This is a genomic window from Neorhizobium sp. BT27B (genome assembly GCF_050455485.1).
Classification (GTDB): Bacteria; Pseudomonadota; Alphaproteobacteria; order Rhizobiales; family Rhizobiaceae; genus Neorhizobium.
In genome coordinates this window covers 25508-40234 of the sequence record NZ_JBCIYT010000015.1, presented here as the reverse complement: position 1 = coordinate 40234, position 14727 = coordinate 25508, and the positions used below count along the sequence as shown (strand labels likewise).

Here is a 14727-nt window from a genome sequence, read left to right as displayed (position 1 = left end):
TGCCTATGCAGAGCGTTGATCTGAACCTTTTACTGGCATTGGATGTCCTACTTTCCGAGAGGAGTGTGACAAAAGCGGCGCGCCGTTTGCGGCTGAGCCCATCGGCAATGAGCCGCACGCTCGCCCGATTGCGCAAATCCACGGGTGACCCGTTGTTGGTGCAGGCAGGGAGGACGCTGACGCCTACGCCCTATGCGGAAAGTTTGGTCGAGAGGGTTCACACTCTCGCCCGTGACACGCAAGCCGTGCTCCAGCCGTCGGTGGTGTCTTTGGACCTGAGCACGCTGGACCGAACATTTGTCCTGCGCGCAAGCGAGGGGTTCGTTCAGGCACTTGCCGGGCCACTCGTCATGGCCGCAATCAAGCATGCTCCGAAAGTTCGGTTTCACTTCGTCCCGAAGCCCGACAAGGACGCACAGCCGCTCCGTGATGGCCTGATCGATCTCGAAGTTGGCGTTTTCGGAACGACCGCGCCGGAACTGCGCCAACAGCTTCTATTCAGAGATCGGTTTGTAGGCGTCTGCCGTGCAGACCATCCGCTTTTGAAAGAGGAAGTCACCGCCGAGCGATATGCTGCTTGCCGTCATGTCGTGGTGACGCGGAAAGGCATAACGGCCGGTCCTGTCGATGTTGCTCTCCAACAACGGGGACTTCACAGAGAGGTTACGCTCACCGTTCCGTCCCACCCCGAGGCCGTCTGGATCGCCAGGAACTCCGATCTCGTTGCGCTGGTCCCAAGGACCTGTCTCGGCAACGCGATCATCGGCGACTACACGACTGATCTTGGTGTCACGGCGTTTACGCTCCCGGTCCAGACGGAAGAGATAAGCGTTTGCGCCATCTGGCATCCACGTCTCGAAGTAGACCCCGCTCATCGTTGGTTGCGCGAAACTCTTTCGGCGGTGTGCAGGACGGCATATCCAACAAAACGCGGATCTGACGAAGAGTAATATTTCTATCTGGGCGTGAATACGGCGCCGCCGGATATGGCCTAAATGACTCTAACGATACCGCGCGCGAAGCAGAGACTGCTCGTGCTTGTTCCAATTGGCGCTGGGTTTGCCGGTATTTTGACCATGGCATCACATTCCGTAGAATAATCTTTCGGTTACACTGAAGTCGGATAACGGCCGGAGGTGGTCCTCGAAGCTTCGACACCGTCAGGATAAGGCGCCGAGCTCGGCAGTTGCTTCCTCTGCGCCAATCTCGGCATCACGCCGGAGCTCGAGCCTCGACCGGATCACGCATCTTACCTGCAGTCGTGGCTTTCGGTGCTGGCCCATGACAAGCGGGAGATCTTCCATGCAGCCGGAGGCGGAGTTGAAAGCTGCGGCCTGACGCTGAATTGCGGTCGGCACCACCGGTGGCGGCCGCGTGATCCACAATGCGAGGTTCCCCATCCTGCTGATCCTGGAGACCTTTTGCGATGGCAGCATCCAGCCTTCCCCAGATCGAGGGTTTTGCAGCATCTGGCCTTGGTATAGCGCGGCAATCAGGATGAGACGCGTGCGACAATCTGGATGAGATTCTTAGGTCGCGGTCGGGATCAAGTTATCACGCTGATTGTCGCTGACAAGTTCTTCGTCGTTTTCTGATTGCCGCTCCGCGACAGCTAGCGCTGAGGTTCTGGTTGTCGCGAAGGACGCGGGGCGGCCTCGCTGGCGTTTTTCCTCAAGCGCAGTTCTGCGGCGATAGCTTTCGACGTTCATCTCGAAGATCGTGGCATGGTGTACAAGCCGGTCGACTGCTGCGAGTGTCATGGCGGGATCAGGAAATACCCGGTTCCACTCTCCGAACGGCTGATTGGCGGTGATCAGGATCGACCTGTGCTCGTATCGGGCCGAGATCAGCTCGAAGAGCACACTTGTTTCCGCCTGGTCCTTGGTGACGTAGGCGAGGTCATCGAGGATGAGTAGGTCGTATTTGTTGAGTTTATCGATGGCAGATTCAAGCTGGAGTTCCCTTCGGGCAACCTGAAGCTTCTGCACAAGATCGGTGGTCCGGGTGAACAGGACCCGCCATCCGTTCTCGATCAGCGCAAGACCGATAGCAGCAGCAAGATGGCTCTTTCCTCCGCCGGGCGGACCGAACATGAGGATGTTAGCTCCCTTGGCTAGCCAACTGTCACCGGCGGTAATTGCCATGACCTGCGCCTTCGAGATCATGGGGACAGCGTCAAAGGCGAAGCTGTCCAAGGTCTTTCCGGGCGGCAGGTGCGCTTCGGCGAGATGCCGTTCAATCCTGCGATTGGCACGCTCTGCCAGCTCGTGCTCGGCAATAGCCGACAGGAAGCGAGCTGCTGGCCATCCTTCTCGGTCTGCCTGCTCGGCAAATTGCGGCCACAGCGTTTTGATTGTCGGCAACCGAAGTTCGTTGAGCATGATACCGAGCCGTGCTTCATCGATGACGTGTGCGTTCTTCATGCGGCTTCTCCCGTCCCGATCAGGGCCTCATAACCGTTAAGCGATGCAAGCTGCACATGAACGGTAGGTAGCTTGGCTGGATCCGGGCCGAAGAGCGTTCGCATGGCGACCAGATCCGGTAAATCGCCGGCGTCCAGGGTCCTGGCCAATTCCTCCGCAAGTTCGCGCTCGCAACCGCGGTCATGGGCCAGCGCCAGAAGCTCGACGGTGATCTTGCACGCCTGCTTGTCGGGAAGATGCTCGATGAGAGCTTCGAATGCCTTGCGATATTCCTCGCGCGGGAAGAGCTTGTCGCGATAAACGAGGCCACGGAGCGCCATCGGCTTTTTACGCAGGGAATGGATGACGTGGTGGTAGTTGACGACCTGGTCGTGTCGCCCGTCAGCGTGGCCACGTCCCCGGCGCAACGTCATCAGATGCGTACCGCCAACGAAGACATCCAGCCGATCGTCGAACAGGCGAACTCGTAACCTGTGGCCGATCAGGCGGGATGGCACGGTGTAGAAGACCTTGCGCAAGGTGAAGCCGCCCGTCCGGGACACCGTAACAACAATCTCTTCGAAGTCCGTGGTCCGGCGCTCTGGCAGCGCCTGCAGATGGGATCGCTCTGCATCAATGCGCCTGCCATGGGCAGCGTTGCGACGGCTGACGATCTCGTCGACAAAGGCGCGGTAAGAACTGAGGTCGTCGAATTCCTTGGTCCCCCGCATCAGCAGGGCATCATGAACAGCGTTCTTGAGATGGCCATGCGAGCTTTCGATCGAGCCGTTCTCATGCGCGACGCCTTTGTTGTTACGCGTCGGCGTCATTCGATAATGGGAGCAAAGCTGATCGTATCGGCGGGTGAGATCGACCTTGGCATCGGCGTCAAGGTTGCGGAATGCCGCCGACAGGCTGTCGCTGCGATGATAAAGCGGCGTACCACCCACGGACCACAGCGCATTTTGAAGTCCTTCGGCCAGCGCAACGAAGCTTTCCCCGCCGAGAATGACATGGGCGTGTTCGAAGCCTGACCAGACAAGCCGGAAGTGATAGAACAGGTGATCAAGCGGCTGGCCGGCGATCGTTACACCAAGGCCGCTGGCGTCGGTAAAATCCGAAAGGCCCAGTCGGCCTGGCTCGTGCGTCTGGCGGAAGATGACCTCCTGCGCTTCGCCATTGACAGCACGCCACGAACGGATGCGTCGTTCAAGCGTGCGGCGGATACCTTCAGAGAGTTCTGGATGTCGGCGCAGCATCTCGTTGTAGACAGCGACGGCACGGATGCCGGGGGCGGCCTTCAGCAGCGGGACGACTTCAGTCTCGAATATTGGCTCCAAGGGATCAGGGCGGCGGCGTCCACGCGGCGCTTTGCTCTGAGATGGTAGTTGTACCTCCTTGTCGAGGCGGTACGCAGTGGCTCGGCTGATCGACGCTTTTGCTGCGGCGACCTCGACGGAATGCGTTTGTCGATACTTCATGAAGAGTCTCATCTGATGATCGGTTACATGGCGACCCGGCACAAACTGGTTCTCCAATCCAGAAAACCGCAAATGTACCGAACCGACCGCGATTTTGAGACGCCGAAAATCTGCGCCACGCCGGGGTATGACTACGATCGGGCTAAGCCCTCACTTCGTCACACCCCGGCGCGAGTCTCATCCTGATTGACGCTGAATCTCACCTAGATTGCCGCTATGCACCTTGGTTTCCGGGATGACTTTCGTTCGACTGTGAACGGCTTGGTCTGCTGGCGCGTAGTCTCTCCAGTTTGCGACTCGAATTGCAACGATATCGCATGGGGCATCGTGGACAAGGCCGCCAATATTCGTGGGGGGAGCAGCCGCCGCCAATTGAAGCTTGCAGCAACGACGGTGCAAGTCTGGGGTGGTGTAGGATGCCATTCGCGCCCCCAAGGCAAATGCGGCGTAACGCCATCGCCATTTCCTTGACGTCAGAGTTTCCGGCAACCCATCTGCGGGCTCGATGTGGCATGTCTGACCGGAGACCGGCTTCGCCTCGATCGTCTTCCCGCAACGACAATGTTCAGATTTCTTACCCCGGAAGGCTGCGCCCTCCTCCTCTCCCACTAACAAATCTGCACCTTGCCGCCCTCCATTTTATTGCGGCCTTATAAGGTGCGGGCCGATCGTCACCGGTCTTTGCGACTGCCATCGAGGCCGCGATAGGCGCGGCCCGAAACACAGAAAAGGAATAGGACAATGGCAACCATCGGCACCTTCACCTCCACCGAAAACGGCTTCACCGGCTCCATTCGTACTCTCGCCCTCAACGTCAAGGCGCGCATCGCCCGGGTCGAAAACCCCTCCGATAAAGGCCCGCAGTTCCGCGTCTACGCCGGAAGCGTTGAACTCGGCGCAGCCTGGCAGAAGACCTCTGAGCAGGGCCGCGACTACCTATCGGTCAAGCTCGACGATCCTTCCTTCCCGGCCCCGATCTACGCAACGCTTGCTGAGGTCGAAGGCGAGGATGGCCTTCAGCTTATCTGGTCTCGCTCGAACCGGGACTGATTGACATCACGAGGCTCCGCCACAGGCGGGGCCTTCCCCTCTTCCGAGAGGTCAAAGCCGGACCTGGCGTCGAGCCAGTTTCGGCTTTCGTGGTGCCATACGGTGGGCGGGGAAGTTGCTCATAATGCGGAATGGTACCAAATGAGCAGGACGGCCTCAAGGATGAGCGGTTCCCCCAATTTACTCGACCCGCCCGATGGGCAGCGTCCGCAAATCGGCTCCCCCACTCCCCGGTTCCGCCGGTCGCGGTCGCGATCCCTGACCCCGCCATACCCTTCTTGGAGCCAGTGGTCATCTTTCGCAAACGTCAAGGAGACGAAGATGACCTAATCTCTCGAATTCCTCATCGAAGAACTGCGTGCCGAGCTATACGAGCTTTCAGCATCTATCGACCAGAACGAGCGCCGGGAGATCGCGGCGGAGCTGGAAAGTGCCAAGGCAAAGTTAGCTATCGAGAAGGCAGCGTTCCAACAGTGCTAATTCGCGATAAACCACGTGTTGGTTTGAAGGGGTCGGTTGCTGCCGACAAGCTTTCGTTTGGAAAGGTAAACCCATCCCGCCCCGCGTCGGGCGGCTCACTTCTCTGGAGAGTATCGTGATCGTGCCTACAGCCGCCGGCGAAATTCACTCGGGCTCATTCCCACAATCCTGCGGAAGCTCGCTGCGAAGGATGAGGGCGTCTGATAGCCGACGTAAAGCCCGATTTCGGTCACCGGCAAGTCCCGATCTACGAGCAATTCCTGTGCGCGTGCGATGCGCATCATCGTCAGCATTTCGTGTGGGTTGCGCCCGGTCGCCTTCTTGAATGCCGTGCAGAAATGGAAGCGGCTGAGATGCATGAGGGCAGCGAGCTCATCGAGGCCGATCTCTTCCTCCATTCGGCTGCGCATGTAGGCAATGACGCGCTTGACCTGCCACTCGGCGAGCCCGCCACGCCTTGCCGCAGGATCGTGAAGCGCCGCGAAGCTCGAATGACCGCGCACAAGCTGGGTGCAGAGGAGGTCAAGTCCTTGTTCGACGAACAGGCGCGAACTGGGCCCCGCGGCCATCGCTTCGTTGCTGAGCATCGTGATCAGGTGGACGACCGTCGGGTCTTCGAAGGCTACACGATGCAGCAGGTCGAAGTTGCGGCCATTCGTCAGTTCCTCGACAGTGGAGAGCAGGCGCTCGTGGGTCAGATAGACGTGGCTGACATCCGAGGTGCCTTCAATATCCCAGCGGCCCTCCTGCGCCTTAGGTATGATGACGATCGTGCCCCGACGCGAACGTGCACGAAAGTTGACGCCGGCCGAACCGCGTAAGCTCATGTCGCCGTCGCCTCCGTGATGCGCAACGATCACGTGCGCGGGGAGTGCACCGAGCGTGTTATGGACAGGGCCGTGCTGCCAGCGTCCGGTAATCAAAGTGTCGCCGCGCCGCCCATCGGAAATGGTAACCGATGGCCTGGCGAGGATTCGTGCCATCCCGTCGAGCGCGTACTCGGAATCCTTGATGTGCATTGCTGGCGCTGGTGCCCGTGTCACCCGTGTTCGCCCCCTCACAAGCAGCCCGACCAATCGATATGCAGAATTTTCTAGCACGGAGGCACCGCGACCGCAATTTCGGAACAGTTGCCGCAAGCCGCAGACGGCGGGCCACAGAGGAAGAGGCTATCTCCAACACGTCGGACGTAACGTCGCGCCGACACTCAAAAATCGAAGGAGATCAGACATGACCCATCAAAAAACCATCCTCGTCACCGGTGCCGGTTCGGGCTTTGGAAAGGCGGCCGCCATCGGTATGGCCAAGAACGGCCACCACATCATCGCAACGGCACAGGTGTCGTCGCAGGTCACCCCGCTTCGCGAAGAGGTAAAGGCGCTGGGGCTGTCCGAAAAAATCCGCATCGAACGCCTTGATCTGACCGATCCCTATGACATCAAGCAGGCCCAGGGCTGGGACATCGACATCCTGTGGAATAATGCCGGCATGGGCGAAGCCGGTCCGGTATGGGAAATCCCGCTCGATCTGGTTCGCAAGAACTACGAGATCAACGTCTTTCTGCCACTCCAGCTGACGCAGGGTGTCGTGCAGCGCTGGATCCGTGAAGCCAATGCGGCCGGCAAGAAGGTCGTCTTTACCTCATCCATGGGCGGGCTCTTCACTCCCGCGAACTGGGGAACTTATGTGTCGACCAAGCATGCGCTCGAATCTTTTGCAGAGGCGATGCAGCAGGAGCTGGCAAGCTATGGCGTCAAGGTGCAGACGATCAATCCGGGTGCATACTACACCGGCTATAACGAAACGATGGCAGACAACCCGTTCCGCTGGCTCGACGATGCCAAGAACTTCACCAAACGCGCCGATCTGCGCAAGGGGTTCGACGATTTCTTTGCCACCCCCGAAGGCAAGATGGATCCGACCGAGATGATCGACCGCATGATCGAGGTCGTTCCCGCCGACGAAGGCAAGTTCCGCAATGTCATGCCCAAGGCAATCGAGGACATGCTGAAGCAGCACCAGCTCGACGCCTGGGAGAACCGGATCTGACCCCTTGTAGCACCGGCCGCGGCACCTCGCCGCGGCCAGTTCTTTCCTTTTAGAGGATTTTCAAGATGAGCATTACCCAGACCCAGGCCGATACCGTCATCGCCGCCGCCCGGAAGGTGGCCGAGCAGATAGGGGTGCCTATGAACATTGCCGTCTATGACGACGGGGCTAATCTGAAGGCGTTTTTCCGCATGGATGGAGCCTTCTTAGGCTCAGCCGATATCGCGCTCAACAAGGCGCGCACCGCAGCGCTGTTTGGCTTCAATACCGAGGCGCTCTACGACTTCGTAAAGCCGGGCGGCACGTCGCCAGGCTTCGATCGCACCAACGGCGGGTTGATCGTCTTTCCAGGCGGCGTGCCTGTGAAGGATAGTGGCGGCCGGTTGATCGGCGCTGTCGGCGTGTCGGGCGGCATGGTCGAACAGGATTTCGAAGTGGCGAACGCAGCGGTCGCGGCCCTGATGGCCAAAGCTCGGACAAGCGAAGCCTAAAATCAACCTTGCGACGATTGAAAGCGATAGCTCCTTGTTTGGCCCTGCCCTGTGAACCTTATGGCGTGCTCACAGAGGATTTCGGCATCATGCGTTCGGCTTTGGGCTGAAATCTGAATCATCCACCGAATGCCGGCTTTGAGTATCACGTTCATCAAGCCGAACGACCGACTTTCAGGCGCGAATTTGCGCCTTCTCGTTCGGTCAGCGATTACCGCCGCCATGTTCTGAGGACGAAGGCTTGAACAACTGGCAAAGATGACGCGGTGGAACACCGTTCACCTTTAGTCAAAACCTAAAGTAGTTTGCTTTGGAAGAGCAAAGAGCGCGGCCAATAAGGACGTTACCATCCCGAGAATGAATGCTGCAATTTCGTAAAGCGGCGGCAGGAACAGGCCGTTAAAAATGAACGCAAATGCGCCGCCTGACAGAGATACGAGAAACACATGCTTTGTGCATTGCCTCAATTGTAGAGTTGCGTAGACGACCGCCAGCATGAGAGACGGCACTCCGAAAAAAACCATTGCACACACAGAGACCCAGAGGGTCATCCCTAAATAGGTTGGAAGCCAATAGTACCATTCAAGAGTTCCCATGAACCTTGGCGGGTCGAGGAAAAGTATGATCACACTGATAATTGGCGCAGGAATGATGGGGCATAGTGTGAAGCAAGCAATAACTTTTATCGTCGGGTAATTCATGGAATGTTGACTGCCGAGCCTGTGAGGTGAACCGCACCGGGTTTGCCGGATATCGTTTCGTTGAGTTATGTGGACATGGTTGGTGCGTCCAGCTTAGCGTATACTGGTCCTCGGCTTCTTTGGGTCGAAGGCCGTCATGTCGCAGATGCGCTGATACTGTTGAAAAGGCTGGCTCAGCCCGTTCAAGCAAGTTTTCGGCGAAACTGCAGGAATGAAATTCCTGTATCCTGCTCGACCTCAGATGAAATTGGCTTAACCCGTCGCCGAAAATCCCGCTGTCGCAAATCGATTTCAAAACGCTCCATGTCGGGATGAGGGCGAGGACTTTTTCCACAGTATCGGCCGTCTGCTGCCTTCCGCTTAGAATCCAACAAGAGCAATTTTTAACCACTGTTTTGATTGCTTTCTTTCAGGCAACGCCCTATCAGCGAGTCGATATGGCGAAGTCGTTATCGCGTATCGCAGTACCGGTGACGCCACTTGCGCGCCTGAGCAAAAACTTTTTTAGAACCCTTTGGCCCATCCAGGTTGGTATCGCATGAAAACAGCAAACACGATGTTCATCCTCAGCCTCGCCCTCTCGGTGTATGGCTCTGGCGCACTGGCATATGAAAGCACCGCTCAGGTCATCAAACGTCAGGCGCCCACAGGCATTAGCAATGTGTTCTATGGATGCGTTGAAAAGGCGGAATCAGACAACATCGCTCTCTCTGCATGTCAATCTGCGGAGACAAAACGACAAGACGCGCGATTGAACGCTGCTTATAAATCACTGCTCAGTCAGCAGCGTGGCGCGGCCAAGGACAATCTGATCCGCGCCGAGCGCGCCTGGCTCGATTTCCACAACACCAGCAAAACCGTTGAGTCGTCGCTCTATGGCAGCGAAACGGTGAGTAGTTTTCAAGTCATGCAGAAAGAACTTTTTCGTCTCTGCGAGCGCGCCAATGTTCTGGAAGAATATTTGTCGATCGCAAACGATCAGTAGCAGCAATAGGGCGGCTCGGTCGTAGGCTCCCGCGTTAGCACGCGAAAGCCTATGCCGCCCGCCGTCATTTTCAATAACGAAGACGTCGCCCACCCGGTTGTGACGATCAGGTCAGATGGCGATTGTCCGCGCGTCAAACGACCGCATAGGGCTGAGTAGCGACGAGCTGTGCAATAATCGGTCGGCCTGATGGAGGCGACGCCGTGGGAGGAGTGGCGGATGCTTCGACATGGACACCGCCGTACTGCGTAATCGTTTCCCATGGAACAAGGGAAAATGGTCGGACAGAAGCGACTTCTGCAACCCAAAAACGTTTGGTCGATCCGCGTCAGGCTCGAAATGAGCGGGGCGACCCGAGAGGTGGCGCTGTTAAACCTCGCCATCGACAGCAAGCTCCGTGCTTGCGACCTGGTCAAGCTGAGGGTGGAGGACCTATGGTCGGGTCGTCCGATTCGGGATCGAGCCGCCATCATCCAGAAGAAGACGAGGCGACGCGTGCAGTTTGAGGTGACCGAGCAGACGAAGACTGCGCTCGTGGCATGGCTTCCCTTCGTTCGAAGGGACGGCGGCAGATATCTATTTCCAAGCCGTCGGAAGACGTCACATCATTTGTCCACGAGGCAATACGCTCGGATTGTCCACCGTTGGGTCGCGTGTATCGGACTTGATACTCGCGCCCACGGCACCCACTCCATGGGGCGAACCAAGGCAGCGCAGATTTAAAATAAGACAGGCAACCTCCGGGCCGTCCAGATTCTGCTTGGTCATACGAAGCTGGAAAGCACCGTTCGCTATCTCGGCGTCGAGGTGGATGACGCCCTTAGAATTGCTGAGCAGATCGAGCTGTAGGTTCTTGACCCTCGGCGACAGCGGGTGGTCTCTCTCGCGCCAAATGCGGTCGTTGGCCGCATGCACCTTGATGATGTCTTCGATCCCTGTTGGCTGCTCGGCGCGGTGGGCGGCTTGGCATGCTCTGTCTGGCGTGCAATGGTGGCACGCAAAGCGAGTTCAGACGAAGGATGGGTCTCATGCGCCTCGACAAGCTTTCGCCTAAAGATAAGCCCTACAAAATTGATGGTTTACCTACGCTCTACGGCGGCAAGGGGGCTTGGTTCACAGCGCTACCAATGCCTTTGACTTCAACGTTTCAACACTCGCTTGTCGCTCTACCCCATCCCGGACGTGGCAACGCCGAGTTCGCTGAGCCGGGAGAAGTGCCGGCAATCTTGGAGAACGACGACGGTACGGGTGACGTGCCCAGTTCAAACATGATCGCAGCAGCGCGATGGCTGATCGATAACGACGCAGAAGTGGAACAGGCGATAATCACTACTATTCGATCCTCGCTTGATGAGCTTATCAACATTCAGAAGGGGATTGACGGCGTGACCGACGAGGTCGTTAATGAGACATGGGAAGAAGCACAGTTGCGCCCGAGAGTCCGCCTTCTCCACATCACGCTACCAGACGTGGTAGGAAATCCTCCTTATTTTGGTGTCGAGCTTGCCTGCAATTGGGACGCGGAGAACGGCTATGGTATAATGCTCCACGGCACGGATGTCGTGAAGTGGGGCGCTGGAGACGTGCCAAACCTGCCCTGGATTGCCCTTCGCCATGCCGAAGGGCGGAGTTAGCTTTGAACGTACAGCATGGGGATGCGGACTAAAATTTGGACCACCAGGAGGTAGTCCATGTATTCCCATGCAGACAGAATTCGCGCAGTCGAGCTGTATATTAAGCTCGGCAGGCGGGTTAAGGCGACGATCCGCCAATTAGGTTATCCCATGAAGAATGCGCTGAGGAACTGGTATCGAGAGTACCAGCAGCATCAAGACCTGCGCGTCCGTAGTGCGGCTCGCGCACGGAAGTTTTCTGAGGCGCAGAAGCAGGTAGCGCTTGAGCACTACCGTACTCACGATCGCTGTATCTCTGTGACGATGAGGGCGCTGGGTTATCCAGGTCGCGGGACTTTGACAGCATGGGTTCGAGAGGCGTTTCCACAGACGAGAACTTCGATGGCAGGAAGATCCTGGCGTCGGGCTTATCCTGAAGCGTTGAAGCAGGTCGCTGTCCTAGATCTTTGCAGTGGAGAGGAAAGTGCCCAGCAGGTAGCCGACCGGATAGGCGTATGCCGGCCGACGTTGTACGCTTGGAGGAATGAGTTACTCGGTCATGAGGCTGCCTCATCGATGAAACGCCGCAAAACCTCCGCGCCGGCACCTGAGCGTGAAGAACTCGAGCGACAGCTTGAAGCCCTCCAGCGCGATGTCCGACAATTGCAGCTCGAGCATGATCTGCTGAAGAAGGCCAATGAACTGCTAAAAAAGGCCTGGGCGTCGATCTGCAACTCCTGAGTAATCGAGAGAAGACACAGCTGGTTGACGCCCTCAAAGATACCTATCGATTGCCGGAACTGCTTGTGCAGTTGGGGATTGCGCGAAGTTCGTACTTCTACCACCGCGCCCGAGCAAACCTGGAAGACAAGTATGTCGCCATCCGTCGAGACCTGACGGAAATCTTCGAAAGCAACCATCGCTGCTACGGCTATCGCAGACTGCAGGCGTCTCTGGCCAGGCAGAGTGTGACAATCTCGGAAAAGGTTGTGCAGCGATTGATGAAACAGGAGCGTCTGGTCGCCGCCAGACCACGGCGACGGCGTTTTGGCTCTTACTTGGGAGAAATCAGTCCTGCGCCTGAGAACCTCATCAACCGCGACTTCCATGCCAAAACACCGAACGAGAAGTGGCTCACGGACATTACCGAATTCCAGATCCCAGCCGGCAAAGTGTATCTCTCGCCCATCATAGATTGCTTCGACGGGATGGTGATCAGCTGGTCGATCGGAACGCAACCTGATGCGGGCCTGGTCAACACGATGCTGGACGCCGCCATTGAAACTGTCACCGACGGCGAAGGCGGGACAATTGTCCATTCCGATCGCGGAGCGCATTATCGTTGGCCCGGCTGGCTCTCTCGGATTAACGATGCGAAATTGGTTCGCTCGATGTCCCGCAAGGGCTGTTCCCAAGATAACGCCGCGTGCGAAGGCTTCTTTGGACGGTTGAAAACGGAACTCTTCTATCCACGAGACTGGAAGACCATCACGATCGAGCAATTTGTTCGCGAGGTTGATGGCTACATCCGATGGTACAATGAGAAGCGCATCAAAATATCATTGGGGTCGCTCAGCCCGATCGAGTATCGCAGAAGTCTCGGCCATAACGTCTAAATCAGTCCAAGTTTTTATCCGCATCCCCCGCCGGGTCAGCTCTCAGTGGAAATCAACACGCCGAGCTTGCGAAGAGCGCGCCTTACAGCGGCGGGTGGATTGTGAGGTGTTGGCATTTGTCGCCTTCGCACTACAAATATCGCCGATATGTAGCACGAAGATTACAATTTATCCAGATGACCGGCGCGGGAAGCTCTTATTTTCTTATCGCTTGGATCACGCCTTACAAAAAGCCCTGCCGCCAGGCAGGGCCATGCACGTTGAGAAACGTGGCGGCGCGCAAGTCGCGCCTGTTATTTGTTCAGGGTGTCTTTCAGGGCTTTCGCTGGCTGGAAGGCGAGCTTCCTTGCCGCCGCGACCTTGATCGTGGCGCCGGTGGAAGGGTTGCGGCCGTCACGTTCCGGCGTATCCTTTACCTTGAATTTGCCGAAGCCAGGGATCGAGGTTTCCGCCCCGGACGTCGCGGCATCGGTAATTGCGGCAAAGACGGCTTCGACGATCGTCTTGCCCTGAACCTTGGTCAGCCCGTGCTCGGACGCGATCTTGTCTGCGATTTCATTGGTCGTGGTCATGATTTTTTCCTCGTTGCTGTCCGAACCGTTCCATCGAAACGTGATTCTGTCACGTCGTCACCGCGCTGCTTCGTGGGATCCGGAGGGTTCTCCACACGAAATCGCGTATGCGCAGGCAGTAAATCCCCCTTCCACCTTGCTTGCGCTCCTTCCTGTTTATGCAGGCACTTTGACGCTTGCAGCCGCGATGTCGATCCGGATGAGGTCGTCTTCAGGCCCGGACTGTATGCTTGCATCTGCGGTTTGCGCGCTGGTACGACCCTCACCTGAAATGGAGCAAGGAAAACATGCGCATCAAATCAATCTTGGCTGCTACCACGGCAATCGCCGCTTCCCTTATCGGCAGCGCGACCGCAACTGTGGCTCAGGAACCGACAGCCTGCCAAACCGTGCGGTTTTCTGAAGTCGGCTGGAGCGATATCTCGGCGACGACAGCAACCGCCTCGGTTGTCCTTGAGGCGTTGGGTTACAAGGCGCAAATCAAGCTCTTGTCTGTGCCGGTGACCTACTCGTCGTTGAAGAGCAAGGAAATCGATGTCTTTCTCGGGAACTGGATGCCTACAATGGAAGCGGATATCCGCCCCTATATCGAGGATAAAAGCGTCGAGACGCTCGGCGCCAATCTCGTTGGAGCCAAATACACGCTCGCCACCAACGCAAAAGGCGCCGAGCTCGGCATCAAGGACTTCAAGGACATTGTTACGCACGCCGACGCGCTTGGCGGCAAGATCTATGCGATCGAGCCAGGCAATGACGGCAACCGTCTGATCCTCGGCATGATCAAGAAGAACCATTTCGGGCTCGGGGCACTCGATATCGTCGAGTCTTCGGAGCAGGCCATGCTGGCTCAGGTCATGCGCGCCGACAGGGCGGGTGACGCGATCGTTTTTCTCGGATGGGAACCGCATCCGATGAATGCCGCGTTCAAGCTGACCTATCTGACTGGTGGCGATGATGTCTTTGGTCCCAATTTCGGGGGCGCCGAAGTGCGCACCAATGTACGCGCCGGCTATTTGCAGGAATGCCCGAACGTCGGTGCTTTCCTCAAGAACCTGAAATTTTCCCTGCCGATGGAAAACGAGATCATGGGTAGCATCCTCAATGACGGTGAAGACGCCGAAGACGCAGCCACAACCTGGTTGAAGGCGAACGGCGCAGCGATCGAACCGTGGCTTGCGGGCGTAACCACAGCAGATGGCAAGCCCGGACTTGAAGCCGTCAAGTCTGAACTGGGCCTCTGACCCAGTCGACTGAAGGAAGCAGCATCGCTGGCTTCCTTCAGTCGCT

At 57.5% G+C, this 14727-nt stretch carries 13 protein-coding genes and 2 pseudogenes; 10 read left to right on the top strand and 5 right to left on the bottom strand.

What is annotated here, in order from left to right:
• Positions 1-5: 5 nt before the first annotated feature.
• Complete coding sequence (locus AAIH70_RS27145) at positions 6-950, top strand: LysR family transcriptional regulator (RefSeq protein ID WP_132280330.1); 945 nt, start codon at positions 6-8, stop codon at positions 948-950.
• Between the two features lie 222 nt (positions 951-1172).
• A pseudogene (locus AAIH70_RS27140) lies at positions 1173-1310 on the top strand (zincin-like metallopeptidase domain-containing protein); the annotation flags it as partial.
• Between the two features lie 219 nt (positions 1311-1529).
• Here AAIH70_RS27140 and istB read toward each other — a convergent pair.
• Both istB and istA read right to left on the bottom strand, forming a co-directional pair.
• On the bottom strand, positions 1530-2423 hold the full coding sequence (gene istB, locus AAIH70_RS27135; protein ID WP_430036848.1) for an IS21-like element ISRel5 family helper ATPase IstB: 894 nt from the start codon (positions 2421-2423) through the stop codon (positions 1530-1532).
• Positions 2420-3925, bottom strand: a complete 1506-nt coding sequence (gene istA / locus AAIH70_RS27130) for an IS21 family transposase (protein ID WP_430036845.1) — start codon at positions 3923-3925, stop codon at positions 2420-2422. Before istA ends, istB begins: the two co-directional genes overlap by 4 nt.
• A 699-nt stretch (positions 3926-4624) precedes the next feature.
• Here istA and AAIH70_RS27125 point away from each other — a divergent pair.
• The gene (locus tag AAIH70_RS27125; protein WP_113240827.1) at positions 4625-4933 is read left to right on the top strand and encodes a DUF736 domain-containing protein; all 309 of its coding nucleotides are present in this window, start codon (positions 4625-4627) and stop codon (positions 4931-4933) included.
• Between the two features lie 605 nt (positions 4934-5538).
• Here AAIH70_RS27125 and AAIH70_RS27120 read toward each other — a convergent pair.
• The gene (locus AAIH70_RS27120) at positions 5539-6432 is read right to left on the bottom strand and encodes a helix-turn-helix domain-containing protein (protein ID WP_430036842.1); all 894 of its coding nucleotides are present in this window, start codon (positions 6430-6432) and stop codon (positions 5539-5541) included.
• 211 nt (positions 6433-6643) lie between these two features.
• Between AAIH70_RS27120 and AAIH70_RS27115 the strand changes: the two genes are divergently transcribed.
• Both AAIH70_RS27115 and AAIH70_RS27110 read left to right on the top strand, forming a co-directional pair.
• A complete protein-coding gene (locus AAIH70_RS27115; RefSeq protein WP_430036839.1) occupies positions 6644-7462 on the top strand; it encodes an SDR family oxidoreductase in 819 nt (272 codons plus the stop codon).
• 65 nt (positions 7463-7527) lie between these two features.
• Positions 7528-7953: a GlcG/HbpS family heme-binding protein gene (locus tag AAIH70_RS27110; protein WP_430036835.1), complete on the top strand. Its 426-nt coding sequence runs from the start codon at positions 7528-7530 to the stop codon at positions 7951-7953.
• Between the two features lie 284 nt (positions 7954-8237).
• On the opposite strand, the gene AAIH70_RS27105 is transcribed toward AAIH70_RS27110, so the two are convergent.
• Positions 8238-8654, bottom strand: coding sequence for a hypothetical protein (locus AAIH70_RS27105; protein ID WP_430036832.1), 417 nt, complete (start codon positions 8652-8654; stop codon positions 8238-8240).
• Between the two features lie 538 nt (positions 8655-9192).
• On the opposite strand from AAIH70_RS27105, the gene AAIH70_RS27100 reads away from it, so the two are divergent.
• The 4 genes and pseudogenes from AAIH70_RS27100 to AAIH70_RS27085 all read left to right on the top strand — a co-directional run bounded on the left by AAIH70_RS27100 (position 9193) and on the right by AAIH70_RS27085 (position 12868).
• On the top strand, positions 9193-9639 hold the full coding sequence (locus AAIH70_RS27100; protein ID WP_430036829.1) for a lysozyme inhibitor LprI family protein: 447 nt from the start codon (positions 9193-9195) through the stop codon (positions 9637-9639).
• Positions 9640-9900: 261 nt separating this feature from the next.
• A pseudogene (locus tag AAIH70_RS27095) lies at positions 9901-10488 on the top strand (tyrosine-type recombinase/integrase).
• Positions 10489-10667: 179 nt separating this feature from the next.
• Positions 10668-11273 (top strand): DUF6985 domain-containing protein, encoded by a 606-nt coding sequence (locus AAIH70_RS27090; RefSeq protein WP_430036826.1) that lies wholly within the window; start codon positions 10668-10670, stop codon positions 11271-11273.
• 57 nt (positions 11274-11330) lie between these two features.
• A protein-coding gene (locus tag AAIH70_RS27085) for an IS3 family transposase (protein ID WP_430036823.1) occupies positions 11331-12868 on the top strand; the annotation gives its coding sequence in 2 pieces (ribosomal slippage) (positions 11331-11958 and positions 11958-12868; 1539 coding nt in all).
• Positions 12869-13161: 293 nt separating this feature from the next.
• On the opposite strand, the gene AAIH70_RS27080 is transcribed toward AAIH70_RS27085, so the two are convergent.
• Entirely contained in the window at positions 13162-13440 is a 279-nt protein-coding gene (locus tag AAIH70_RS27080) for an HU family DNA-binding protein (protein ID WP_430036820.1), read from the bottom strand.
• Between the two features lie 287 nt (positions 13441-13727).
• Between AAIH70_RS27080 and AAIH70_RS27075 the strand changes: the two genes are divergently transcribed.
• Entirely contained in the window at positions 13728-14681 is a 954-nt protein-coding gene (locus tag AAIH70_RS27075) for a choline ABC transporter substrate-binding protein (protein WP_430036817.1), read from the top strand.
• The last annotated feature ends 46 nt before the right edge of the window (positions 14682-14727 follow it).

Coding starts and splice junctions, on each gene's coding strand:
- AAIH70_RS27075 (WP_430036817.1), top strand. CDS start 13,728: ATGCGCATCAAATCAATCTTGGCTGCTACCACGGCAATCGCCGCTTCC.
- AAIH70_RS27090 (WP_430036826.1), top strand. CDS start 10,668: ATGCGCCTCGACAAGCTTTCGCCTAAAGATAAGCCCTACAAAATTGAT.
- AAIH70_RS27100 (WP_430036829.1), top strand. CDS start 9,193: ATGAAAACAGCAAACACGATGTTCATCCTCAGCCTCGCCCTCTCGGTG.
- AAIH70_RS27080 (WP_430036820.1), bottom strand. CDS start 13,440: ATGACCACGACCAATGAAATCGCAGACAAGATCGCGTCCGAGCACGGG.
- AAIH70_RS27145 (WP_132280330.1), top strand. CDS start 6: ATGCAGAGCGTTGATCTGAACCTTTTACTGGCATTGGATGTCCTACTT.
- istB (WP_430036848.1), bottom strand. CDS start 2,423: ATGAAGAACGCACACGTCATCGATGAAGCACGGCTCGGTATCATGCTC.
- AAIH70_RS27110 (WP_430036835.1), top strand. CDS start 7,528: ATGAGCATTACCCAGACCCAGGCCGATACCGTCATCGCCGCCGCCCGG.
- AAIH70_RS27120 (WP_430036842.1), bottom strand. CDS start 6,432: ATGCACATCAAGGATTCCGAGTACGCGCTCGACGGGATGGCACGAATC.
- AAIH70_RS27115 (WP_430036839.1), top strand. CDS start 6,644: ATGACCCATCAAAAAACCATCCTCGTCACCGGTGCCGGTTCGGGCTTT.
- AAIH70_RS27105 (WP_430036832.1), bottom strand. CDS start 8,654: ATGAATTACCCGACGATAAAAGTTATTGCTTGCTTCACACTATGCCCC.
- AAIH70_RS27125 (WP_113240827.1), top strand. CDS start 4,625: ATGGCAACCATCGGCACCTTCACCTCCACCGAAAACGGCTTCACCGGC.